Genomic DNA, 25360 nt, shown 5'->3' on the forward strand with positions numbered 1-25360 from the left:
TTCTGGGCTTGTTACGGACAATAGATGAAAAAAATATTTTCTCCACCAGCATTCATAAACGGTTAAATTATGACACAACACTGGCATTTACTTTCCCCAGAAGAAGCTTTAAAACAGCAGCACAGCTCACCAACGGGCCTGACAACTTCGGTGGCGCAGCAAAAACTGCAAAGCGAAGGACGCAACGAATTGAAGACGAAGAAGAAAAAATCACCCATTTTCATTTTTCTTCAACAATTCTTGAACGTTATGATTCTGGTGCTCATTGTAGGAGCCGTAGTGTCGGGGATTGTGGGGGAGTTATCGGATACCATCGTTATTTTGGTCATCGTGCTTCTCAATGCTGTCATTGGTTTTGTGCAAGAATACCGCGCCGAAAAAGCCATGGAAGCACTTGGAAAACTGGCAGTTCCGACCACCAAAGTAATCCGCGACGGCAAACCCACCGACATTCCCTCCCCTGAGCTTGTCAAAGGCGACCTCGTTTTGCTCGAAGCGGGCGCGGCCGTCCCCGCCGACCTGCGTTTGATGGAAGTGCATTCGCTCAAAATTGAAGAAGCGGGCCTGACGGGCGAATCACAACCTGTGGATAAAACAACCGACCCACTTGATGACCAATCGCTGCCTTTGGGCGACCGCACCAACATGGCTTTCAGCGGCACCAACGTCACCAACGGCCGTGCGCAGGGCGTCGTAGTCGCCACAGGTATGGAGACTGAGCTGGGCAAAATTGCGGGTATGTTGCAAGAAGAAGGCAGTGAAACACCCCTCCAAAAAAGAATGGGCGATTTTGGCCGACGATTGACCATTATCATCCTGATCCTCTGCGGGGTGCTGTTTTTGGCGGGGTACCTGCGCGGTGAAGAAATCGGCAACATGCTTCTTACGTCTATTTCGCTCGCGGTTGCGGCTATTCCCGAAGCATTACCCGCCGTCATCACGGTTTCGTTGGCGTTGGGCGCGGGCCGTTTGGCCAAACGAAATGCTCTAGTTCGAAAACTATACGCGGTCGAAACCCTCGGCTCCGTGACCTACATCTGCACCGACAAAACGGGGACCTTGACCAAAAACAAAATGGAGGTGGTAGACCTTTGGGTAACCAATGAAGCCGACCAAATGCGTATGGTGCAGGCAATGGCCCTCAATCAAGACGTAAAAAAACAAGACAATATCCTCACCGGCGACCCCACCGAAGTAGCCATCCTCAATTACGCACAAACCCAGGAGTCTTTTGACAAACAATGGCGAAAGAAAAACAAACGCGTGCATGAATTGCCGTTTGATTCGGACCGCAAGGCCATGACAACCATTCATGAATATGACGGTAAATTTTTGATTATTTCCAAAGGTGCGGCCGAATCCATTGCCCAAATCAGCATCGGAGACGACACCGTTATCAAAGAACAGGAAGAACGCATGGCCCAAGAAGGAATGCGCGTTTTGGGGTTTGCCACCAAAGTATTGGACGCGTTACCCGCCGACATTACCATTGAAACCATCGAAAAAGACCTTGATTTTTTGGGGCTGGTCGGCCTGATTGACCCCCCCCGCGAAGAAGCACAAAAGGCCATTCAAGAATGTAAATCGGCTGGAATCGTGCCCGTAATGATCACTGGCGACCACCCACTCACGGCGGCGAGCATCGCCCGCGAAATCGGTATTCTGGACAACGACCAACAAAAGGTAATCACGGGCAAAGAACTGGCTGCCATGAGCGAAAAGAAGTTTGCCAAAGAAGTGCTGGATATTAGAGTGTACGCGCGCGTGTCGCCCGAACAAAAACTAAACATCGTAAAAGCCCTTCAGAATCGCGACCAGTTTGTGTCCATGACGGGCGACGGCGTCAACGATGCGCCTTCGCTCAAACGCGCCAACATCGGCATTGCCATGGGAATCACGGGCACCGACGTAACCAAGGAGGCCGCGCACATGATTCTATTGGACGATAACTTTGCCACCATCATCAAGGCCGTCCGCGAAGGGCGCCGCATTTACGACAATATCACGAAATTCATTAAGTACATCATGACTGGCAATGCCGCCGAAATCTGGAGCATCTTTTTGGCTCCGCTCATTGGCTTGCCTATTCCATTGTTGCCCGTTCATATTTTATGGGTCAATTTGGTAACGGACGGGTTGCCTGCCTTGGCGCTGGCAGCCGAGCCTGCCGAAAAAGGCATCATGAGTCACCCGCCCCGCGACCCCAAAGAGAGCATTTTTGCCAACGGACTGGGCCGCCATATCATTTGGGTAGGTATTTTGGTGGGATTACTGACCGTCGGCACGCAGTGGTACGAAATCAATTCGGGAGCTGACCACTGGCAAACGATTGTGTTTACGGTGCTGTGTTTGAGTCAGCTTTGGCACGTCATGGCCGTGCGAAGCCATAAAGAATCGCTTTTTAGCCAAGGATTATTGGGCAACAAAACCTTGCTCGGGGCCGTATTATTAACGATTGCTTTGCAGATGGCAGTAATATACGTGCCGTTTCTGAATGACTTCTTCCATACGCAGCCCCTTACATTGGAAGAATTAGCTGTTGCCTTTGGCGTATCAAGCATTACCTTCTGGGCCGTAGAGGTGGAAAAAACCTTTAAACGAAATAAAAAGTAAAAAAATAGGCTTGGGAAGTTTTAAAAACTTCCCAAGCCTACTAAAGCCGACATCAAACATTGCTAAAAATCGGTATTTGCTTCGGTAATGTCCATTTTCTGAATCCATATATTGCGGTAAAGTACGTCATGGCCTTCGGCCTGTAATTTTAGGCCACCAGGCGTATCCGTGATTCCTTTGCCACCGTCATTACCCCCATCAATGCCCGAGTTCGGGCCGCCCCATACTTGACTGATACGCTGGTTTTTGTGCACTTTTTTTCCGTTAAAATAAATGGTTACCAGGGGTTTTTCAACCAGCTTTCCATCCTTGAAACGCGCCGCCCTAAACATAATATCGTAGGCGTTCCATTTTCCTACACCGTTATAGGCATAATAAGGAGAAGGCGTTTCGTTGATGACCGCCGCCATGCCATGCGAGGTGGTATCACCGTCTAATACTTGAATTTCGTAACGATTTTGGAGATACACACCGCTGTTACCACCCGGTTTGCTGATGTAAAACTCCACATGAAGGCGAAAATCCTTGAATTTTTCTTTGGTAACAATATCTGCCGCACCGTACTTTCCACCCGCGGCGGCAGGGTCATTGGTATTGACGGCCGTTCCTTTATCGACGGGGTCATTGACAATAAACCACTTGATAGGCAGCGTAGCCGCCAAACGCGGGCCATCCCAATACGTCCATTTTTCATCGAGCATTTTGCGCGACCCGTCAAAATACACTTCGGCTTTTTTGGGGGCTTTTACCCCGACTCCTACTTGGGCAACCACGGGAAATGCTAAGCCAACCACAAGCATGGCCCCAGCAAAAATGAACGATTTTGCGGCAATTTTATTCATGAGAAAACAAGTTTTTGGGGGTGAATTACAACTATTTATCAAAGCAAGAAAAGGCTTATTCTACTTCATTTTAAGTCGGTCTCGTACACAAACAGCGTCGAAGCGGTATCATCATCGGGCACAAAATACCCGCGTAGCCCTGTGGCGGTTGATTCCATCCAAAAGGGATTGTTGGTCATGGGCGCACCCGTGGGCGACCACAGCAGCAACGGCACCTGATGCACCGGACGGCTGTCTTTCAAATCCACCACTTCCAAGCCACCCAACGCAAAAGCCACGGCGTCGGGAGCGGTCTTGTATTTTTTCAGCCCACCACAAAGCATCTTACGTTGCCCGATGTAGTGACAATCCTGATAATCAACGTAAAATGCGGGATTATCTACCCGCAATTGCTGGGGGGAAACGGCCGTATTTGACGGCATTTCCCACTGATAAAAGCGGCGAGAACCCCAACTTACCGCGTTGAGCGTATTGGCTTCGGTATCGTGAACGATGCCCCCAAGGTGATCATCCACGCGCATCACTTCGATGGCTTCCATCGTTTCAGGGTCGACTTTATAAATCACCGCCCGACTGTCGGCGCGGTATTCTGCCACGGGAACCCAGATGTATTTTCCGTCAAAATCTATCCCGCCCGGATGGTACATTAAGCCCTCGCCCAAGGTAATGGAAGCGATTAATTTACCGATGGCGTCAAACTTGAAAAGGTGGCCGATGCCCGCGCCTCCGTCGTTGTCTTGCCGTTTGCGGGTGACTTCTACCGAACTCAGGTAAAAATATTGGCCAATTTTGACCATTCCCTGCGGATGAAAACTCGGAAATTGAAGCCGAACCGAAGACGTTAATTTCCAGGGCGAATCTGGGCGAAGTTGGGTGAGTTTTTCCACCAATTGTGCCTGCGCAAAAAGGTTATAAAACAAGCCAAAGGTCAACACAAAGTACTTCATGGTATTTTTGAAAATGAAAGAATGAGTTGTTTTTAAAAGTAAATCAAGCCCTTATTCTTTGATTTAGAAGGCCATTATTAGAAAACATCCTGCGCAAAAGGCAAAAAAAAGCCGCCCCTCAAGTGAAGGACGGCTTTCCGACGTTTTCTTAACCTAAACTAAAATTTTTAATATGTATTTCCTGATTGTCGATACTGGCAAAAAAGGAAATGGTTACAGTGAATGTCTTTATTTTGTTTGTATCTGGTCCAAAGCGGTTTTCAGGAATTCCTCTTACGACCCCTCTGCTTTACTGACCAGAATTGGCCCGGTTACGCAAATCTTCGGTACTCGTGCTCCGCTGACGGGCAGCTTTAACATTTTGATTTCCAAATCGGTACGTAAACGATAAGCGTACTTGGCGGCTTTCCCAACGCGAATTGACACGGAAATTCAAGTCTTGGTATTTGACCGTTCCCGCGAAACGATTCAGAAAGAAAATATCCTGAACATTCAGGCGTAATGATGCCTTCCGATTCCAAAGTGATTTGGCAAAACCCGCACTGATTTGCCCCTGTGCTTTGGCTTGGAGGATGTTATACTGCGTTGGGGAATTCCAGAATCCGCTCAACTCCGCCGTGTAGCCCTTGGGAAGCGTAAAATTGTTGGTCACAAATACCGTCGCTCCAAACTGACCCAAATCTAAGTCGGCACCGTAGTAAAACGAGCGGTAGCGGTTGTAAAACGCACTCACGTTGTTTTGCATCGTCCACCATTTACTGATGGTGACGGGTATACTAAACGTTGCGTTGTAACTATCTTGATGGTCAAGGTTTTCGGTGGTAACGTAGGTTTTATTCTCTTCGGCAATCTGTTTCGGAATCTGGTCGGCTATGACGTCGTTAATGCGGCTGTAGCCCAACGTGGTCGAAAACATCCCCTTAAATACGTGCGTTACCTGAAACGAATTGGTAAACTGCGGACGCAAATTCGGGTTTCCTTGTTGGAAGGTCAATGGGTCTAAAAAGAACTGGAAAGGATTCAAATTGCGGTAGTTCGGACGGTCGATGCGACGACTAAACGACACGTTCAACACGTTGTTGGTATCCAACTGACGCGACACAAACACACTAGGAAACGCGTTGACGTAGTTGCGGTCTACGATACTGTTGAGCGTTACTGAATTTCCTTTTGAGTGCGTATGCTCCACGCGCAATCCCAACTGCAACTGCGTTTTTTTATCAAGTTTTGTGCTGTAATTGGAGTAAACCGCGTTGATATTTTCGGTGTATTTAAAACGATTAGAGCGCGAAGGATCCAGAATCCACTGCTTATCCACTTGCGTCTCAAAACGCATATCGTTGTCTGAATTTACCAAACTGCTCTTAGCACCTGCTTCAAATTTACCCTTTTTGAGGGGATGGATATAGTCTACTTTGGCGGCCGCAATACCGATGGTTGAAGGCATAATGTTGCGCACAATCTCTTTGCTGGTAAGCACGTCTTTGGCATCATAATAATTGGTATTGAGGTCGTTACCCGAATTTCCGTCAAAAACCGAGTAGTCGGCATCGGCACTCAATTCGCGACCGTTCCCAAAGTCATGTTTCAAATTGAGGTTGCCCGTGAAGTTATTCAACTTATTATGGTTGAAAGCGTCGGTGGCAAAACGGCCCGTCAGTGTACGATTTTTGTCGTAAAAATCCGTACTTGAAATTCCGTTCATTTTGAACTGATTTAAGAAGCCCGTTGCCAAGATGCCGACCGTTGTTTTCTTGGTCACAAAATAATCCACGCCTGCCCTAAAACTCAGGTTTTGGGGATTACCCACGCGAGGGCTGTTTTGGTCCAAGTAAGTAATTTGGTCTTTGTAAGCAATGGTCCGGTCGATGTCCTGCGTGTTTTGAAAACGGGCGTGGAAGAGACTCACGTTGGCAAATGAGTTGATTTTTGCCGTGCGGTGATTGAGCCCAATCGAGCCGTTCAGCTTTTCGTATCTTCCTACCCCCGCGCTGAGGGTATAGTTTCCGTTGGTGCCGAAGTTTTTGTTTTTCTTCAACACAATGTTAATCAAACCCGAATTGCCAGCGGCGTCGTATTTGGCGGGTGGATTGGTTATCAATTCAATTTTTTCAACGTTGTCGCTGGGCATACTTTGGAGCATGTTCATGAGGTCTTGCATCGAAATCTGCTGCAATTTTCCGTCAATCATCACCATCACTCCCTGCCGGCCTTTCAATTGCAAACGGTCGTTCTGGCGGTCAATCGTTACGCCCGGTGCTTTTTCCAACACTTCCAAGGCCGTCCCCCCCGCCGATACAACGCTGTTTTCAACGTTAACCACCATCCGGTCAATCTGCTGTTCCACAAAAGGTTTCTTGGAAATCACCTTTACCTCGTCCAAAGTTTGCGAAGTTTCAGACATCTGAAGTGCTGGCACCTGAACGGTGGAAGCCGCCGCCGAAACCGAAAAGGGAGCCGAATACGTTTTTTGAAATCCGACCATGTTGGCCCCAATCAAGTAACTGCCCTCGGGCACGTTTTCAACTTCATAATAACCTGTTTCGCTCGTGATGGCTCCTTTTACCAGCGTGGAGTCCTTTGCCTTGAGCAATAAAACGGTCGCAAATGGGAGGGCTTTTCCGTTTGCTTCACGGATTTCGCCCGATACTTTTCCCCGAACGGGGCTTTGGGCAAACATTGAAGTAGAAAGCAGCAACATAGCTGCAACCAAACTCGTAAAAGTTTTCATGGCTATTGTTTAAAATGGCTGTTGTTAATTACTGCTCCAAAACTACGGTACTTTGCAATACAAGCTACCTTTTTTTACACAAGCGGTTTGATTTTTTGGACAAACGGTTTGAAGGAGCCGATTAGGATAAATTTTGGATTACAGGCAGCCAATGGGATACTTTTGGAATATTTAACTGCCTGTAATCTCTTGCTTACTTTGTTTTCACGCTGCTAATTTCAGGGATAAGATGCAATCAAGTATATAAACGTTGCATGAAGTGTAAAAAAAACTTCATGAAAGGTAAAAATTGGTTTCTCAATTAGGTTTCTCTTTATTTTGTGCATTCGTCAAATCAAACCCCGTTATGCAGCTCCCTTACTATATTGATATGATTGGCGTATTGGTGTTTGCCATATCGGGCGCTTTGGCGGCTTCCGATAAGAAAATGTACCAAGACCTGTTCGGCGTATTTTTTACGGGTTTTATCTCGGCCATCGGTGGCGGCACCCTCCGCGACGTCACGCTGGGCGTGTATCCGCTGGCGTGGGTGAAAGACATGAATTACCTGATTTTCATCACGTTGGGGGTCATCATTACGGTACTTTTCAAGCGCGTCATTTTTCGGTTGCATAAAGTTATTTTTCTGCTCGACACCGTCGGCATCGGCGTCTACACGATTTTGGGTGTGCAAAAATCCCTCCAGTACGGCGTCAATCCTTTTGCGGCCATTATATTAGGAATGGTATCTGCCGTCTTTGGCGGCGTCATTCGCGACACCCTCATCAACGAACTCCCGCTGATTTTCCAAAAAGAAATCTACGCTACGGCCTGCATGGCGGGGGCGGTCGTGTTTGTTTTACTGGATTACTACGATTTTCATTCGGATTGGAATGCGATTGGATGCGTATTATTGATTATTATTGTTCGGTTAATCGCGGTAAAGTACCGTTTGTCTTTGCCCAAAATTGATCTGTAAATACCTGACCTACTACCTTTTATGAAAGAATCTTTAGCGGCGCTGGACTACATCCGCCTCGATTTTTCGGCCGAAAGCTCGGCCACCATCAACGTGGCGCTCGCGCTGATTATGTTTGGCGTGGCGCTGGACATCAAACCCGAACATTTCAAAAACCTCATTCAAAATCCCCGTCAACTCATTGCGGGCGTATTGAGCCAAGCCATTTTATTACCCGCCGCCACTTTTGGTCTGGTGATGGCCCTGGGCGACAATATCACCGTGGGCGTGGCCTTGGGGATGATTTTGGTGGCTGCCTGTCCGGGCGGCAATATTTCCAATTTTATCACTTCTTTTGCCAAAGGCAACGTGGCGCTGGCCGTCAGCCTAACGGCCATCAGCACGATTTTGGCGGTGATTATGACGCCCTTTAATTTCACATTCTGGGGCAACATGTACGCGCAGGCCAACTCCTTGGTGCGGCCCATCGAACTCGACTGGCGTGAGTTGCTCAAATCGGTCATGATGATTTTGGGCCTACCGATGGCGCTCGGAATGCTCTGCTCGGTTTATTTGCCTCGCCTTGCGGAGCGCCTCATCAAACCCTTGCGGCAGGCTTCGTTGGTGTTTTTCATCGTTTTGGTGGTGGTGGCTTTCACCAAAAATTTCGACATTTTCATCAATCACATCACCTACGTTTTTCTGTTGGTGCTGATTCACAACGGCATCGCGCTGGGCATGGGATACCTGACCGCGACCGTTTTTGGTCTTTCAGAAACCAACCGCCGCACGCTCAGCATCGAAACCGGCATCCACAACTCTGGCTTAGGACTCGCGCTGCTTTTTAACCCCGCCGTCTTCCCCCCCGATTTGCCACTGGGAGGCATGGCCATTGTGGCGGGCTGGTGGAGCATCTGGCACATTGTATCAGGCACGGCCTTGGCGTTTTATTGGCAAAGAAAAAGTACGTTGGTGGGTGTGAAGGATTAGGTTTTTGGTTTTTTTTTGTTGTGGGCAAGTTTCACAGACCCTAAACACAAGACATAATACAAAAACCCAAACTTAGACTCACTAGAAAGGCTTTAAAATATTATGACACCGAATACAAATATAAAATCATTAGGAGAATACATTGAGTTTATAAATCACCAAGAACATAGACAGATATCACAATGGTTTTATAGAGGTCATAGTGATAAGTCCTATGAGCTTGTTCCAAGTCTTTTTAGAGTTAACAGAACAGAATCTTGGGCAAACTGGAACAGAATAGAAGAATACATAATGAGACAATTCAAAGCAGAATCCAGGCCATTCATTAAAACTATTCCAACAAATGAAATTGAATGGTTGACAATGGCTCAACATTATGGTCTGCCAACAAGACTTCTAGACTAGTCAACAAATCCTTTAGTTGCCTTATATTTTGCCGTTGAGAATTATAAAAATAATAAAGATGCCAATGTCTGGTTATATGGGCTTGTTTCAACTAATAATTGTTGGGAAGAAAGCACTTGGCTAGCAAAAAAAATTGATTTGTCAGGTGACATTTATGAAAATATTATTTTCCCTTCTCATATTGACTCCCGTATTACAAATCAATCTGGTTGTTTTACAATTCACGAAATTCCTAAAGACAATAATCCTTTTATACCCATAAATAAAAATCCAAGGATTTCTGTTGACACTTTCATAGAAATTACAATTGATAAGGACATAAAGAAGGATATATTAAACGAATTATATTATGTTGGAATTCACCGTGGATTTATATATCCAGGACTTGAAGGTTTAACATCACGGCTAAAATTTGAAATTGAAACAACACATAATCGAAGGACATTACAACCAGAATAAAAAAAGGACTTATAAAGAATTTGTCGTAAGCTCCCATAATGGCACACGGATGACACTGATTCCTTTGGAAACACGGGTTTTCACGGATTAAATCCATTTCAATCCGTGTTGGAACATTCGTTTTATCCGTGTTCTATTAGTCTGTGACGAATAGTTGATAATTCTGTAAAAAAATAGCATTGATTTGGCATAAGTACGGCTGATACATGTAAACTCAATATTTGCAATTCTGTATAAATGTAGAGGAGACGTTTTTCAAATGCCCCGCCTCCGCCTAGCCCCCCCCTCATCACTAGGGGTAAATCACCGAATAGTTGTCCTTGTTACGTACTTCAATCACTCTGTTTACTCTAACCTTTAAAACCGTCACTCTTATACCCAATGAATACGCAAAATCGGACCATCAAAATCAGCATCATGTTTATTTTTTCGGCCGTGCTGGTGTTTCATTTTTTGATTCTTTCGGGCGTTATTCCTTACGAAAACACCTGGGGTGGGCGGCTCAAAAGCCACCAAGAAATGATTCAGTTTGAAACGATTTCGATTGCGGTCAACCTGTTTTTTATGTTTTTGGTGGCCGTGAAAGCAAAATGGTTGAAAATCAACTTCCCCGCTCGTTTGCTCACGGTGCTGTTTTGGGGCATGTCGTTGATTTTTGCGGTTAACACCCTCGGCAATCTCGTGGCAATCAACTCCTTAGAAAAATATATCGCCACGCCCATCACCTTGATTTTAAGCATCTTGACCGCCATCCTTGCACGGGAAAAAGCATCCGCTTAAAGGACTTCGTTTTTCGTTGCTAAAATTTAAAAAAGCATCGTTTTGGCGCCCACTTCGCCGTGATTCATGTCAAAAAATGGGTTACTTTTGCAGCCGCATTTACCCGTATTTTTTTACATAAAACACCGAAACAATCATCCCAAACCCATCGGCCAGCAATGTTTAATAATCTTTTTTTCTATCACGTTCTTCGTACTTATATTCGATTTTGGCACAATGTTATCTTTTACCGTAAAGTAGAAATCAAGAATTTCCCAACCGACCTTGCTCCCAATACCCCGATTTTAATCGTCACCAATCACCAAAATACGCTCATGGATGCCTTGGCGGTGGTGCTGAATGTGGGCGCTCGTCAACCCTATTTTTTAACGCGCGCCGATATTTTCAAAAAAGACTTTGTCAGAAAACTGCTCATGTACCTGAAAATGCTGCCCGTGTACCGCCTGCGCGACGGCATGGACGAAATGCAGCAAAACGACGAGATTTTTCAAATGTGCGTCAATATTCTGAGCGCTGGGGGCACGTTGGCGGCGTTTCCCGAAGGCAATCACGGGGTGCAGTACCACCTGCGACCGTTCAAAAAGGGCTTGGCCCGGATTGCATTTAAGGCCGAAACGGCCCACGACTGGAACCTCAACCTGCAAATTCTCCCCTGCGGTCTGTATTACACAAACTGCCAGAAAATGGGCGAAAAATTGGTCGTTAATTTTGGAGAACCTTTCAGCGTCCGCGACTTTAAGGCAGAATACGAGCAAAACCAACCCCGCTCCCTGACCCAACTCACCAAGCGCATGTCGGACGAAATCAAAAGCAAGATGCTGCATTTTGACGACCTGCCCCACCACGACACGCTCAAGTGGCTGACCGATAACGAGATACGAAAAGACGGGGATTTGATGGACAACGTGCTCAACAAAGCAAAAGGACTGGAGCGACTACGCCAACTCGACGCCGAAACCTACACCAAGCGACTGGAAGAAACCAAAAACCTAAAGCATACTTTGTCCAAACGGGGCATCGAAGCTGAAATTTACGGGCAACCCAAACCGTCTGTTTTTGCCTTGGTTTTACAAACCTTGGGTCTGCTGCTCAGCGCTCCCGTGGCGCTGTATGGCTGGCTCAATAGCGTTATTCCGTATTCTATTCCGTTTTATGTTAACAAAAAACTCAAAGACAAACAGTTTTCGAGCGCCATCCGCCTTGTGCTTTTTGCCCTCATTACCTTCCCGTTTGTGTGGCTGATTCAATGGGGCATTGTTTTAGGGTTCACCGATTTAAAAACCTCCGTTTTGTACGCGCTTTCGCTGCCTTTTACGGGTTATTTTGCGCACCGCTGGGCGCGTTGGTGGAGCGAAACGCTGCAATTATGGAAATTAAGATAGCTTTTATTTCTTCATTTCGGACGGTCTCCTTCAAGCCACACTACCTTTTGCTCAGGTTGGTGGGGCAGTCCGATAATGTCGCGGTAGAGGTCGGGACGACGGGCTTTAAGGTAGCGATAGCCGCTGGCTTGGGTTAGTTTTTCGGGAGTCAAGGTGGCCGTTACAAAATCATCCCCCAACGTACGACACTCCGCAACCACCTTGGCCCCCGATTGCGCCGCTTTTTGGGGTCAGGTTTACAATGACGGCGAGATTATAAGCCTTGTCGCCGCTCTTATTTTCAAATTGAACAGTAGCTATTTTCAGGTTATTCAACGTTATTTATTTAAGGTTAAAAGAATGTTGGCTGTGTCTCCACAGCCAACGGCAAGTCAAAACTCAGTATCACCTGCTCTGTGAAACGCTGTGCCCAACGCTGCGAAGCTCTGTGTCAAAAGTTTCAATAGTTTATTTATCAATCACAATTCCTTCAAAATCAACCAGCTTATTCAGTTTAAACTCCAGATAACCGTTTTTCCAAGTATACGCTATCGGCTGTTTACTGACCATCGAGAATATTTTTGAAGGTTTGAAGGCTGTTTGAATTTTGAAGGAAAGATTGGACACAGGCAAAGGTTCAAAATAGGTATTTCCGCTGAAGCCCGTGATGTTGACCAAATGCAAAATCAGGCCATCCTCCGATTTTTTGTCTTTATTTTCGGGAACATTTTTGATGTATTCTTTCAAAATTACCTCCACGCGCTCGTGAGCGTTGGTTTGCAGCAGTTGGTGCGCTTCGGGATAAACGGAATCAATCACATCTAGGACAATATTCTTGTGTTCTTCGTACCCGTGCAAGTAATACAAACGCCCCACATTAACGGGCAAAATCACCGCTTTGCTGCACGGATGTTGCTTCAAGCCCATCGCAAAATAGCCCGTTGGCTCGTGCCCGCCGATGATTTCGGGCGGTCCAGGTCGACCTTTACTCAGAATGGGCAGAAATTGTTTGTCAGTTCCTGAAAGGTCATACAAGCCTAAATTAAACTTCCAGAAAAGCATTTTTTGCTTCACAAAACGCTTAAACAACGCATGATTGTCGGGTTTGAGGTAAAAACCGCTGCCTTCATGGTCTTTATTGATGATTTTTGCTCCGAACAATCGCTGCAAAGCGTCGGGGTTATCAAACATCGTTTGGTTGGTTGCCAGCAGATTTACCCCCTGCTGAGAGGCTTCTTTCAACACCTGCACCGAAGCATTGCTCAAATAGGTAATGTCGGGCAAAATCACGAGGCGGTAGTTCTTTATTTTATCTGCCAAGTGCTCAATTTGGGCGTCTTCCACAATATCAAACGGAATATGAGCCTCTTTGAGCATCAGTTGAATGCCGCGATACTCCTGCATTGGCGCGCCGCTCGGCCACGCGCCCGGTGCTACCACCGCGATTTTGGCCACCGAGGTATATTTCCCAAAGTAAGGCTCGTACTTTTTATGATGGGCGTAGACTTTTTTGATGACGTCATAATTGCGCTCGTCCTCGTAGCCGCGCATATCCCCCATCATGCTGATGTCGAGCCCTGAGCCGTTGGCGATATTTTCGTACAATCGAATGGAAACCTCTTCGGGCTCCACGGCATTGTAGCGCGACTGAAACGAAATTTGCTGAATACTGCTATTGCTAATGATGTGGTCAGGAAAAGAATTGACGGCATTACCCACGTTGTCGGAGGCCGAGTACGGCCAATACGGCAGGCTGTTGGTTTGTGATTCGTGGCGGATGATGTCCACGTACTTGTCCATGTAGGTACAAATCGCGATTTGATTGCTTTTGGACTTAACCAATTCGTGCAGCCGCTTCGACCAATCTTCGACCGTAAACTTTTTGAAAGCCAAATATTTTTGAAAAACGGGGTCAGCTTTATTCTCTTCTGTGGGTAGGGTCAGGCCGTTGCTGTACTCCGCAAAACGCTTTTTGTCGTATTCATTTTGGTCAATACCGTGGTATTTTCCCTCATACGGGTTGTTGACCTGATAACCTGGCATGTTGAGAAATATGCCGTCAACACCGTAGTTATCAATTACTTCCTCGATGATTTTAAACGCACGGTCTTGCACATACGGCGCATTGATAGACACCACGTACATATCCGTATTGATGATGCGCTCGCCTTTGGGTGAGGTATAACACCAATCCGGATGCGCCTTAAAGATACTTTCGTGTACCCGGCTGAAATCAAACCGCACAATAACTTTTATCCCCCGCTGATGACAACGCTGAATAACGTCGCCCAACATATTTCCCTTCATGTAGGGGTTGGTGTAGTGAAAATCCAGTTTAGTGGGATAAAATGCCATGATTCCGCCCGCGTTGATGAGCAGCGTATTGGCCGAACAAGCCTCTAAATCTTTGAGTAACGAATCAGGGTTCAGTGTTGCGGCTTCGTAAGCGGGCAAATTGGTCTGAATGACCCGCAGGTTATTTTTTTTCCACCACGGCATATCGACGGGCCATTGAGCGGTGGAAATCGTATTTTTTTGGGCAAAAGAAGGCAAAAACAGGAGCAGAAAATAAAGCGCGAAGCACAGCTTTCTCATTGAGTTCGGGATGGGTTCGTTCGGGGTGTATAACTCAGGAAAGGAACGAAAAACGAAAATTTACCCTCTCAGCCACTCGTGAGGTCACTTATGTTAAATCATTCTCGTCAAAAAAACGCTCAAAGCCTTTGACCGCTAAACCACGTTTGAGCACATCATCTCGGGTCCAAAAAGTGGCGTCTAATTCGATAGTAAGAGCAATAAAAGAAGTGTCTTTTGGGTCAATATCACGACATAAGTAATACGCATCGAAGTAATTTTCAATAGAAATAATTTCCTCGTTCACAAAATGGATTTTTTCTAAAACTGGTTTAGAAATTCTTAAATCTCAATTTCTGTTGCAATCGCATTTTTGAAGATACGGGTTCGATGCTTAAACAATTCTGCTATCAAAAAATTAGGGGAGCAAAACAAAACTCCAGTAGCTGCTATAAGCTTACGGCGTGTTTCAGAATCTTTGGTACGCAACGCTGAAAGTATGATGTTTGAATCTACAACAATTTTCTTCATTGCTGCTCAAAACGATGTTTATTTCATTCCCACCAAGATGATTTAATTTCAACAACCAGAAGAAACACTTCATCATCCACGTTCATTTTCTGAGCGAGTTCTTCAATTCTCAGCCAGCTAAGTACCTTTATTAAGGTATCTTTGTCAAGCAAATTTTTATCAATATTAATAACATATTGATCTTTTTCCGATTTGATGGTAAGTGTACCCATTGCAGTGTTATTTACCCAAAAATCGGTAATTACTAAACAAAAAGCAACTTCAGTACTTGTCTTCTGCGCCGCCGCCCGCAAAATCTCCGCCGCCAAATTCAACACCTTTTTCGGCCGATTGACTATTTTGGGTCATTTGAGAAATCACGACCATTTCAATCGCAAAACGCTCGTCATTGTCTTTTTCGGGAGCGTAAATAAAACCGAATTTAGGCGTTTTGAGCGAACGAATGAGGGCAAACGCACTAACCGCCGCCACAACACCGACTAAAATCAACACCCACTCAATAGCCAGCATGGCGTGATAATAACGGACCGTCAGAATCGTAGCCACGATGCTCAATAGCCCCAACAAAAGCAAAGTACGGTTGCGCCAGCGAAAACCGCCGTACAGATAGAGCACAGGAATTAAAATGCTAAATACCCAAAACAACCCCGCAAAGGCAACCTCAGGAGAAGGTGAACCGAGTCCGTTCAGCTCGGCATTTAGCTCCCGAACCACAAAATAATTACCAGCCGCATAAAACAACACCAAAGCGGCAGTGTTGACCCAATAAATGGCTAATTTCCAATAAAAAGTACTTGATTTTTGGCTCATTTTTCGCGTAACGACAAAAAACACCGCCGCGTAAATCATCAACGCAAAAGGCAAAAGGGCTTTGCCAATGGGGTTTTTCATTAATATGGAAGCCAGAATAAACAAGCCCGACAGAAAAGCCCCCAACGCCACCAACGGCTCCCCAAAACTATAAACTACTACCACCAAAACGGGTAAACAAAACAACACGCCTACCCAAATCTCGTTGATTTTCAGCGCATCATATAACTCAAAAATGAGCGGCATCGTGGCCCCAATGATGCCGTAAATGAGCGCGTTGTCCACCCCCGCAAAATGCAGTTGTTTCTGTTTGATGAGTCGGAGCAACAAAGAAGTAACGCCCAAACCGTACAACAGCGCCGTGAACGCAAAGCCTCCCCCCTCACCCACAATCATAAAAACAAACCCTCCTCCAAACATAAAACAAACGTACCCAAATAGAAAAAGACCGATTTTGATAAATACGTTAGGATTATAGGGCACCTGAGCGTGCGATTGAACGGCTTCTGCCAATTGTTCCGCCGACAGCAAGCGCTCAGTATGCCATTTTTTGGCCATCTTTTGGGCGTATTCGTTCAGAAGAAGCGTTTCGTTGTAAGCTTTCATAATCAAAATAGAATGCTAATTTTAATGATAAATATAAGGCCTTTGGACTCACACCTGACTTCTCACCGCAGCGGCGGCCGCTCCTCGTCCCTTACTTTCAACAATTTTTTAAAATTCAGGAAAAACCAAATTACTCCTCCCGTACTTGCCGCTACGTAAAACATCCCAAAAAATGCCCACAACGCTTCGTTCATCACTTCAAAAAGTAGGTACGTAAACGCGATGTACCCGTAAACCACCGCCATCAACAAGAAAAGAAACGATTGCGAGCGTCGGGCATAATTTACAAACAGCCAGCATCCTGCGGCAATCAGCAACGCAAATCCAAAGGCCCAACCTTCTGGCCGGAAGAGCCCCGCCAATGAACTAATAAAAAAGACGTTTCCCCCGAGCAATAAATACGTAAACGAGAAGTGTTTTTTGACATTCATTCTCTCCGAAGCCACTCCTACCCCAATATATAAAACACCCAAAAGTACCCCCGTCACGATGAGTCTCATATCGTTAAAATCGTTGTTGCTCAGCACTTCCATCGGCGCAACGGTAATTCCCACCCACGAAGCAAAGGCCGTCAGGCCCATCGAAAGAACACCCCGTTGGTCGAAACGGTACGCACAAAACAGAAAAAGGACCGCGGGCAAAACCGTAGCCAAACCGTAGCGCGTACCGAAAACATTATAGCGCCATTGTACATATCCCTCCAATATTAGAAACAAGGTACAGGCAATGAGCAAGGCAAAATCACTGAACTTGGCTTCATTTTCGATGAGTCCCCGCGAAAATGGGACGCTTGTGCGGTAGACGTAGAAGAAACTTCCCGCCGTGAGCACCGCCAAAAGGGCAATGAGTGCCGTGTGGCCGATGGTATCAATGTTGTTATAAATGAGCACACCCACACCCGAAGTAAACAGCAAAATACCCGCGTAGAGCAGGCTACGGAGGAGGATATACAACGAAACGGGGCGAGTGCGCTCGTGCGTTTCCAATTGCACACGCTGCTCGTCGGTCAGGAGGTGGCGTTGTTGCCACTCGTCCAAAAGAAATGATAGAGGGTTCATATAAACAAAGGTGCTCATTTAGCATTAAATCAAAAAATGTACTTATTTACCGTACCTATTTTGGTAAGCACCACTTTGTTAAAAGACTATCTATCAATGATATACCTCTTGTTTTTTATTAATTTGGCCTATTAATTCTTTTTTTTTCAAGATTTAATGCCTCAAAAAACATTTCATCCCCTAATTTTGTGCAATTTTTGCAGCAACCCTGTTGCAGAAGTTAAAAGTTAGACGCGCCCCATTTGTCAGAAATATCCCTTTTAGGGTGTCTGAAAAGGTCAAAGCGAGCGACGAATAACAGATAACTGATAACTTTTCCTCAAAAAAATGCCAAAAAATCCCAACATCAAATCCATCCTCATCATTGGTTCCGGTCCCATTGTTATTGGTCAAGCCTGCGAATTTGACTATGCAGGTTCCCAAGCCGCCCGTTCACTGCGGGAAGAAGGCATTGAGGTCATTCTGATTAACTCCAATCCCGCTACCATCATGACCGACCCCATCAATGCGGATCATGTGTACTTAAAGCCTTTGGAGAAAAAATACATCATTGAAATTTTAGAAAAGCACAAAATAGACGCCGTTTTGCCAACCATGGGTGGTCAGACGGCGTTAAATTTAGCCATTGATTGCGACAAGGCGGGTATTTGGAAAAAATACGGCGTACAAATCATAGGCGTAGATATCAAAGCCATCGAAACAACCGAAGATCGGGAGAAATTCCGTCTTAAAATGCTGGAATTGGGCGCGGGGGTTTGTAAAGGCCGCACGGCCAAATCTTTTTTAGAGGGTAAAGAAATTGCCCAAGAAATCGGCTTCCCTCTAGTTATCCGCCCCTCTTTTACCTTAGGCGGAACGGGCGGCGGTTTTGTCAACACCTCCGAAGAATTTGACAAAGCCCTCCAGCACGGTCTCATTGCTTCACCCGTGCATGAAGTGTTGGTAGAACAAAGCATCATGGGTTGGAAAGAATACGAATTGGAGTTATTGCGCGACGGAAAAGGCAACCTCATTATCGTCTGTTCGATTGAGAACTTCGACCCGATGGGAATTCATACGGGCGACAGCGTGACCGTAGCCCCTGCCATGACCCTGCCCGATACACTCTACCAAAAAATGCGCGATTTGGCTATTCTGACCATGAACGGCATCGGTAAATTTGCGGGTGGTTGTAACATTCAGTTTTCGGTCAACCCCGAAACCGACGAAATCATCGTCATTGAAATCAACCCACGCGTATCGCGCTCGTCGGCCTTAGCCTCCAAAGCAACGGGTTATCCGATTGCCAAGATTGCGGCTAAAATGGCCATTGGGTATAACTTAGATGAGCTCATCAACCCGATTACGGGCAGCACATCAGCCTTCTTTGAGCCCACAATCGACTACGTAATTGTAAAAGTACCACGTTGGAACTTTGATAAATTCCCTGGCGCCGACCGTTCGTTGGGATTGCAGATGAAATCCGTGGGTGAAGCCATGGGTATCGGGCGTAATTTTCAAGAGGCCCTCCAAAAAGCCTGTCAATCACTCGAAATACGCCGCAACGGACTTGGAGCGGATGGTAAAGAATTGACCGACGTAGCCGCCATCAAGCAAAGTTTGGCGCACCCAAGCTGGAACCGCCTTTTCCACATTTACGATGCTTTCAAAGTAGGTCTTTCGTTCAAAACCATTCAAAATTTGACCAAAATTGACCCTTGGTTTTTGCATCAAATTGAAGAATTGGTGGAGTTGGAAAAACAAATTCAACAATACGACCTGGAAGACCTTCCCCCAAGTTTGGCACTTACCGCAAAGCAGAAAGGCTACGCTGACCGCCAAATTGCCCACCTTTTGGGCGTAAAAGAAAGCCGCGTTTATAAGTATCGCCAAGACCACCACATCAAGCGTGTGTTTAAGTGCGTAGATACCTGCGCGGCTGAGTTTGAAGCCAAAACTCCTTACTACTACTCTACCTTCAGCGTATCGCAAGATGAGCCTGAGAATGAATCCATCGTTTCTGACCGTAAAAAAGTGGTAGTATTGGGTTCAGGGCCTAACCGTATTGGACAAGGCATCGAGTTTGATTACTCATGTGTACATGGGGTATTGGCGGCCAAAGAGGCTGGTTACGAGACCATTATGATTAACTGTAACCCCGAAACGGTGTCGACAGACCCCGATATTTCGGATAAGTTATATTTTGAGCCGGTTTTCTGGGAACACGTGCACGCCATCATCCAACACGAAAAGCCCGAAGGCGTGATTGTGCAGTTGGGTGGACAAACGGCCCTGAAAATTGCCGAAAAACTCCATCAGTACGGCATCAAAATCATCGGTAGCAGCTTTGATACGCTCGACTTGGCCGAAGACCGTGGTCGTTTTTCGGCGCTGTTGCATGACTTGGGCATTCCGTATCCGCAGTTTGACACCGTGCGCACGGCCGATGCTGCCGCCGAAATCGGCAAGAAATTGGGCTTCCCACTGTTGGTTCGTCCGAGCTACGTATTGGGTGGACAGAGCATGAAGATTGTCATCAATGAGCAGGAATTGGAGCAACACGTCGTGAAAATCCTGAACGATATTCCTGACAACAACATCCTCCTCGACCACTACCTCGAAAACGCCATCGAAGCCGAATCTGACGCAATTTGCGACGGTGAAGATGCGTACATCATCGGGGTAATGGAACACATCGAGCCCGCGGGTATCCACTCTGGCGACTCGCACGCTACCCTCCCGCCGTTTGATTTGACACCCGATGAAATCCGCCAAATCGAAGAAATTACGGTAAAAGTAGCCAAAGCGATGAAGGTGAAAGGGCTGATTAACATGCAGTTTGCGGTCAAAAACGGCGTGGTGTACGTAATCGAAGCCAACCCGCGTGCCTCCCGCACGGTGCCGTTTATCTGCAAAGCCTACCAAGAACCGTACGTAAATTACGCCACGAAGTTCATGCTCGGCGACAAGAAAGTGAAAGACATCGAGTTCAAACCCGTCAAGAAAGGTTGGGCCATCAAGATTCCAGTGTTCTCGTTCAACAAATTCCCGAACGTAAACAAGGAACTAGGGCCAGAGATGAAGTCTACTGGAGAAGGTATTTACTTCATTGATAGCCTCGAAGACGAATTCTTCCAAAAAATATACGGAGAGCGGAATCTGTATTTGAGCCGCTAACAATTTATCATACTGACAAGCATCTAAAAGCCTTCGTGAAAACGAGGGCTTTTTTATTGGCCAAATCAACGGGTATAAGCAGGCACAATGTTCTGAAGCAAACTATTATTTTTTGTCACTCTGAAAGAGTCCAAGCCCTGCTTGATTAGACGCATAAAAAGAGACCAATTAACACTTACCGTGTTACAAACACTTTGTTTATTTTGGGGGTCGTAGTTGAAATCTACGACCAACCAGGTTCATGAGGGAAAAACTTATTTCCCTTTTGGAATAGTTAGCGCCGTTTTGATAAGAATTTAAGAAGTCCAATTAATATAACTTTACAAAATGAAATTAATTTCCATAAAACTAGAGCAGGAGCTCCCACAATTATGGAAAAAATCAATAGGCCCTCAAGCCAAAAAAGAGCTTCATGGTTCATCTATTCATTGTATTTGGGTTTAGAAATACGTCCGCAGTCGGCTGGTTAAATTGAGTATTAGATTCTGAATATGATGCTCCCCCCACGCTCAGCAAAGTTGAACTCACTCGTTTTGGACGCAATTGTGGTTAATCGTCACTTAGAAGGCTTTATAAAACTTCAAAAGTATTCGTCTATTACTAAACTGGGCTAAAATTATTGGTAGTTTGAAAGAGTAGCTGCCAATCTCCTTATCTTTGGCGCAAGGGAAACAACACCCCCCAAAACATTCCCGAGTACGTCAATCCTAAGCCTTTTATTCTTAACTTGTTAATCATGAAAATCGTCATTTCTTGTCTCTTCCTTAGCGTCTTTTTGATGTCTTGTGTGGCCGAAACCACCGATAACGCCAAGAAATCTTCTTCCCCACCCCTCGTTGGTACGTGGAAGTTATTGACGGGCACACTCATTGAAAAAGGCGATACGGCCGTTACGGATTACACCCAAAATACCTCGTTTATTAAAATCATTAACGATAGTCATTTTGCATTTTTACACCATGATTTGAATCAGGGAAAAGACTCAGCGGCCGTTTTTTCGGCGGGCGGGGGCAGTTATACCCTCCTCGACAGTACATACACCGAGCAGTTGGACTATTGCAGCGCCCGAGATTGGGAGCGGAACGCATTTACGTTTGCCATCAGCATAAAAAATGATACCCTCGTTCAGTACGGCGTGGAGAAAGTGGCCGGCGCGGGTGTTGACCGCATAAACATCGAAAAGTATGTTAGGGTCAAGAAATAACACGCCTGATTACGCCCACCTAATAAATTCCCCTATGTCTACAGATGATTTTTAATCCGTGGTCTATGTGACAGCCCCTATCCAAAACTAACTTCTTTTTTTACACCTCTCCATCCCCATTCATTTTTGATTTTAATAAAAAAATGAAAAAATATTTGCGCAACCGATTAGTTGCACTTATATTTGCAACCGATTAGTTGCACAAAAATTTAGAGACGTGATGAGAAGAGACGTATTTCAGGCCATTGCCGACCCCACCCGAAGAGCCATCATTGCCCTCATTGCCTTACAGGCCATGACCCCCAACGCCCTTGCCGAGCATTTTGACACCAGCCGGCAGGCGGTTTCGAAGCACATTAAAATCCTGACCGAATGTGAGTTGGTCCGACAGGAGCAGTCGGGACGGGAAATTTATTATCACTTCAACCCTACCAAGATGAAAGAAATAGACCAGTGGCTCGAAAAATTCAGAGCCCTTTGGGAAGACCGCTTTAGCCAGCTTGACAACGTATTATTGAACCTAAAAAACAAATAAAACCATGAAAAACGCCTTATTAATGGACTTTATCGTCGACAAAGCGACCCATTCAATCACCGTAAAAAGAGAATTTGCCGCCCAACTTCCGTTGGTGTGGGATGCCTTCACCAAAAGCGAAATCCTTGACCAATGGTGGGCGCCCAAACCCTGGAAAGCCCGCACCAAAACGATGGATTTCAGAGAAGGCGGGCATTGGCTTTACGCGATGATTGGGCCTGAGGGTGAGGAACATTGGGGATTAACAAGCTACCGAACCATCCAACCCCAAGAGCGTTTTAGCGGAACGGACGGTTTTTCGGATGCCGAGGGAAACATCAACCCCGAACTACCACAATCGAAATGGACGAACAATTTTCAAGATAACGGCGATGCTACTTTGGTAACCATTCTCATCACCTACAATGACTTAGCCCAACTCGAAGCAACCATCCAAATGGGCTTCAAAGAAGGATTGACCATGGCCATGGAAGGATTGGATGAAGTTTTGGCCACTCTTTCGTAACCTCTCTGGGGAGCGTCTTGACGGACCTCCCCGCTTAACCAACCTCAAAAATGAAAAAAATAAATATTGCTTATTGGGTGATTACAGGGATTTTCGGGGCATTTATGTTGTTTTCTGCCATTCCAGACATACTCCTTGTGCCAGAAGCCGTCACGATGGTAACGGGTTTGGGCTACCCCAAATACATCATTCCTTTTTTAGGCGTGGCCAAAGCCTTGGGAGTGGTGGCCATCCTTATCCCCAGTTTTAATCGTATCAAAGAATGGGCCTATGCTGGTTTGTTTTTTGATTTGATTGGGGCGGCCTATTCAATCATCTCCAAAGAAGGATTTCAGCCTCAAATTACCTTTATGGTCTTGCCGATTGCCTTTCTATTTCTTTCCCATTACCTTTGGCATCAAAAGAAGGAAACCGTCTGAAGATAAATTAACCGTTATCGTGCCCGTTTATTTTATCGAAAATAGAATGGTTTTTTGGTAAAATTTATTCGGTCTATGATACACAAAAAAACAAAGGATGGAAAATACACGCTCCGCACGGCCACTCCCGCCGATGCCGAGCAAATGGAAGAAGTGCAGCGGATTTGTTTCCCCACCCTTGCCCCGCATGAGCTTTTGACAAAGGCACATTTTGCCAATCACATCCGCGTTTTTCCCGAAGGGCAACTCGTCATCACCGACCACGACAAAGTCATTGCATCATCAAGTACCCTTCGAATCTCGTTCCCAAAACTCGACCACACCTTTATGGAAGTTACTGATAATCTATGGATTACCAACTCCCATATACCCACTGGAGAGTGGTTATACCAGTTTGACATTGGGGTCTTGCCCGCGTATCGGGGACAGAAACTTTCTACGGAATTATACAACACTCAGCAAGAATTGGTCAAATCGTTGGACATGAAGGGGCAAATCCTCGTGGGCATGACGATTGGGTATGCTCGTTATAAAGACCAGTTTTCGATTGAAACCTATTGCGAAAAACTAAAAAACAATGAACTCACCGACCCCACCATCACGCCTCAGCGCAAGGCGGGGTTTGAGTGGGTACAGCCCATTTATCATTACCTTGACGACCCCACGGCGGGAAATTGTAGCGTGTTGATGGTTTGGCCGCTCGAAGGTGTTTCGTTTCAAGAATACATTGAATAATACTGATATTCAGATACATAATCCCAAAAAGCCATGAAACAAAAAATCATTGAAGCCTACGAATCATTGGCCGAGCGCTACAACGCGCTCATTGACCATAAACCGCACAACGCTTACTACGACCGCCCTAATACGCTCTCGCTGATTCCAGAAATGAAGGGCCAACACATTCTCGATGCCGCTTGTGGCCCAGGAAAATACGCTGAAATATTTCTCGAAAACGGCGCGTTTGTCACGGGATTTGACATCAGTCCGCGCATGGTAGAACTGGCCATTGAGCGCAACAAAGGCAACGGTACTTTTTTTGTCCATGACCTATCTACCCCGCTGCCTCAACTCAAAGATGCTTCTTTCGACCTGATTGTCTGCGCGTTGGCCTTGCACTACTTGGAAGACTGGACCCCGACCCTCAAAGAATTTTATCGGGTGCTAAAACCCGGCGGACACCTCGTTATTTCTATTGAACATCCGTTTTTTGAATTTACCTACTTCCAATCCACCCGTTATTTTGAAACCGAACCCGTCATGTGTACGTGGAAAGGTTTTGGAAAACCCGTCGATATTCACAGTTTTCGGCGGCCGTTGGAAGCCTGCATTATGCCGCTGCTCGTCAACGGGTTCCAGCTCGATGCCCTGCTCGAACCCAAACCCGTGGAGAAATTCAAAGAACTTGACCCCAAACATTACCGTGAGTTGAACGAATTTCCTGCGTTTATGTGCTTACGCGCAAAAAAGCCTATTTTTACCCTTTAAACCCTTCTTCCTATGGCTATGCACGACATCAAAATCAGCAATATCGATGCGTTTATCTCAGGCTTCCCGCCCGAGACGCAAGAAATATTAGAGCAGCTCAGAGCCACGATAAAAGACGCCGCCCCCGACGCCGAAGAAAAAATCAGTTACGGAATTCCGACTTTTAGCCTCAAAGGGAATTTGGTGCATTTTGCGGCCTACAAGCACCACATCGGGTTTTATCCCGGTGCATCGGGCATTGAAGCCTTCAAAAATGAACTGACTCCGTATAAATTAGCCAAAGGAACCGTTCAATTTCCGCTGGGCCAACCCCTCCCCCTCGGCCTCATCACCCAAATGGTGCAGTTTAGGGTAGAAGAAAATTTGAAAAAAGCGGAGAGTAAAGGTGGTAAAAAAAGTGTATGAAGTA

At 45.9% G+C, this 25360-nt stretch carries 24 protein-coding genes and 1 pseudogene; 15 read left to right on the forward strand and 10 right to left on the reverse strand.

Going from position 1 to position 25360, the window contains the following annotated elements; all coding sequences use genetic code 11:
- The first annotated feature begins 69 nt into the window (after positions 1 to 69).
- Positions 70 to 2613, forward strand: a complete 2544-nt coding sequence (locus tag NCI00_RS07570; protein WP_253526438.1) for a cation-translocating P-type ATPase — start codon at positions 70 to 72, stop codon at positions 2611 to 2613.
- 62 nt (positions 2614 to 2675) lie between these two features.
- Here the strand turns inward: NCI00_RS07570 and NCI00_RS07575 are convergent, their stop codons facing one another.
- The 3 genes from NCI00_RS07575 to NCI00_RS07585 all read right to left on the reverse strand — a co-directional run bounded on the left by NCI00_RS07575 (position 2676) and on the right by NCI00_RS07585 (position 7133).
- Positions 2676 to 3455 carry a 3-keto-disaccharide hydrolase gene (locus tag NCI00_RS07575; protein WP_166557537.1) on the reverse strand — a complete coding sequence of 260 codons (780 nt, stop codon included), beginning with the start codon at positions 3453 to 3455 and terminating at the stop codon, positions 2676 to 2678.
- A 65-nt stretch (positions 3456 to 3520) separates the two neighbouring features.
- Positions 3521 to 4402 carry a DUF6454 family protein gene (locus NCI00_RS07580; protein WP_253526440.1) on the reverse strand — a complete coding sequence of 294 codons (882 nt, stop codon included), beginning with the start codon at positions 4400 to 4402 and terminating at the stop codon, positions 3521 to 3523.
- Positions 4403 to 4691: 289 nt separating this feature from the next.
- The gene (locus tag NCI00_RS07585) at positions 4692 to 7133 is read right to left on the reverse strand and encodes a TonB-dependent receptor (protein ID WP_253526442.1); all 2442 of its coding nucleotides are present in this window, start codon (positions 7131 to 7133) and stop codon (positions 4692 to 4694) included.
- 346 nt (positions 7134 to 7479) lie between these two features.
- Between NCI00_RS07585 and NCI00_RS07590 the strand changes: the two genes are divergently transcribed.
- From NCI00_RS07590 to NCI00_RS07610, 6 genes are all read left to right on the forward strand, one after another.
- Complete coding sequence (locus tag NCI00_RS07590) at positions 7480 to 8091, forward strand: trimeric intracellular cation channel family protein (RefSeq protein WP_166557540.1); 612 nt, start codon at positions 7480 to 7482, stop codon at positions 8089 to 8091.
- A gap of 21 nt (positions 8092 to 8112) precedes the next feature.
- A complete protein-coding gene (locus NCI00_RS07595) occupies positions 8113 to 9060 on the forward strand; it encodes a bile acid:sodium symporter family protein (protein ID WP_253526444.1) in 948 nt (315 codons plus the stop codon).
- Positions 9061 to 9162: 102 nt separating this feature from the next.
- On the forward strand, positions 9163 to 9465 hold the full coding sequence (locus NCI00_RS29565) for an FRG domain-containing protein (protein ID WP_374758834.1): 303 nt from the start codon (positions 9163 to 9165) through the stop codon (positions 9463 to 9465).
- 138 nt (positions 9466 to 9603) lie between these two features.
- Entirely contained in the window at positions 9604 to 9924 is a 321-nt protein-coding gene (locus tag NCI00_RS07600) for a hypothetical protein (RefSeq protein ID WP_253526446.1), read from the forward strand.
- A 381-nt stretch (positions 9925 to 10305) separates the two neighbouring features.
- On the forward strand, positions 10306 to 10704 hold the full coding sequence (locus NCI00_RS07605; protein ID WP_253526448.1) for a hypothetical protein: 399 nt from the start codon (positions 10306 to 10308) through the stop codon (positions 10702 to 10704).
- A gap of 158 nt (positions 10705 to 10862) precedes the next feature.
- Complete coding sequence (locus NCI00_RS07610; RefSeq protein ID WP_253526451.1) at positions 10863 to 12086, forward strand: 1-acyl-sn-glycerol-3-phosphate acyltransferase; 1224 nt, start codon at positions 10863 to 10865, stop codon at positions 12084 to 12086.
- Positions 12087 to 12097: 11 nt separating this feature from the next.
- Here NCI00_RS07610 and NCI00_RS07615 read toward each other — a convergent pair.
- The 7 genes and pseudogenes from NCI00_RS07615 to NCI00_RS07645 all read right to left on the reverse strand — a co-directional run.
- Positions 12098 to 12286 (reverse strand): annotated as a pseudogene (locus tag NCI00_RS07615) (nitrilase); the annotation flags it as partial.
- A gap of 247 nt (positions 12287 to 12533) precedes the next feature.
- Positions 12534 to 14660, reverse strand: a complete 2127-nt coding sequence (locus NCI00_RS07620; protein ID WP_253526453.1) for an alpha-amylase family protein — start codon at positions 14658 to 14660, stop codon at positions 12534 to 12536.
- Positions 14661 to 14748: 88 nt separating this feature from the next.
- Positions 14749 to 14979 carry a PIN domain-containing protein gene (locus tag NCI00_RS07625; protein ID WP_310586770.1) on the reverse strand — a complete coding sequence of 77 codons (231 nt, stop codon included), beginning with the start codon at positions 14977 to 14979 and terminating at the stop codon, positions 14749 to 14751.
- A gap of 2 nt (positions 14980 to 14981) precedes the next feature.
- Positions 14982 to 15170 carry a PIN domain-containing protein gene (locus NCI00_RS07630; RefSeq protein ID WP_253526457.1) on the reverse strand — a complete coding sequence of 63 codons (189 nt, stop codon included), beginning with the start codon at positions 15168 to 15170 and terminating at the stop codon, positions 14982 to 14984.
- A 23-nt stretch (positions 15171 to 15193) separates the two neighbouring features.
- Positions 15194 to 15478, reverse strand: coding sequence for a hypothetical protein (locus NCI00_RS07635; RefSeq protein WP_253526459.1), 285 nt, complete (start codon positions 15476 to 15478; stop codon positions 15194 to 15196).
- Positions 15432 to 16586, reverse strand: coding sequence for an LTA synthase family protein (locus tag NCI00_RS07640; protein ID WP_253526461.1), 1155 nt, complete (start codon positions 16584 to 16586; stop codon positions 15432 to 15434). The genes NCI00_RS07635 and NCI00_RS07640 overlap by 47 nt, the downstream gene beginning before the upstream one ends.
- A 62-nt stretch (positions 16587 to 16648) precedes the next feature.
- Positions 16649 to 17644 (reverse strand): DUF2157 domain-containing protein, encoded by a 996-nt coding sequence (locus NCI00_RS07645; protein ID WP_253526463.1) that lies wholly within the window; start codon positions 17642 to 17644, stop codon positions 16649 to 16651.
- 327 nt (positions 17645 to 17971) lie between these two features.
- Here NCI00_RS07645 and carB point away from each other — a divergent pair, with 327 nt between their 5' ends.
- The 8 genes from carB (at position 17972) to NCI00_RS07685 (ending at position 25356) form a co-directional block, all read left to right on the forward strand.
- Complete coding sequence (carB, locus tag NCI00_RS07650) at positions 17972 to 20800, forward strand: carbamoyl-phosphate synthase large subunit (protein WP_253526466.1); 2829 nt, start codon at positions 17972 to 17974, stop codon at positions 20798 to 20800.
- Positions 20801 to 21536: 736 nt separating this feature from the next.
- Positions 21537 to 22004 (forward strand): hypothetical protein, encoded by a 468-nt coding sequence (locus NCI00_RS07655; protein ID WP_253526468.1) that lies wholly within the window; start codon positions 21537 to 21539, stop codon positions 22002 to 22004.
- A gap of 220 nt (positions 22005 to 22224) precedes the next feature.
- Complete coding sequence (locus NCI00_RS07660) at positions 22225 to 22539, forward strand: ArsR/SmtB family transcription factor (RefSeq protein ID WP_114065559.1); 315 nt, start codon at positions 22225 to 22227, stop codon at positions 22537 to 22539.
- 4 nt (positions 22540 to 22543) lie between these two features.
- Positions 22544 to 23044: an SRPBCC family protein gene (locus NCI00_RS07665; RefSeq protein ID WP_253526471.1), complete on the forward strand. Its 501-nt coding sequence runs from the start codon at positions 22544 to 22546 to the stop codon at positions 23042 to 23044.
- 50 nt (positions 23045 to 23094) lie between these two features.
- Positions 23095 to 23463, forward strand: coding sequence for a DoxX family protein (locus NCI00_RS07670; RefSeq protein ID WP_253526473.1), 369 nt, complete (start codon positions 23095 to 23097; stop codon positions 23461 to 23463).
- A 75-nt stretch (positions 23464 to 23538) separates the two neighbouring features.
- Positions 23539 to 24198, forward strand: coding sequence for a GNAT family N-acetyltransferase (locus NCI00_RS07675; RefSeq protein WP_253526476.1), 660 nt, complete (start codon positions 23539 to 23541; stop codon positions 24196 to 24198).
- 33 nt (positions 24199 to 24231) lie between these two features.
- Positions 24232 to 24951 (forward strand): class I SAM-dependent methyltransferase, encoded by a 720-nt coding sequence (locus NCI00_RS07680; RefSeq protein ID WP_253526478.1) that lies wholly within the window; start codon positions 24232 to 24234, stop codon positions 24949 to 24951.
- A gap of 12 nt (positions 24952 to 24963) precedes the next feature.
- A complete protein-coding gene (locus NCI00_RS07685; protein WP_253526480.1) occupies positions 24964 to 25356 on the forward strand; it encodes an iron chaperone in 393 nt (130 codons plus the stop codon).
- Positions 25357 to 25360 lie beyond the last annotated feature (4 nt).

Origin of the sequence: Runella salmonicolor, from assembly GCF_024158025.1 — a bacterium.
Classification (GTDB): Bacteria; Bacteroidota; Bacteroidia; order Cytophagales; family Spirosomataceae; genus Runella; species Runella salmonicolor.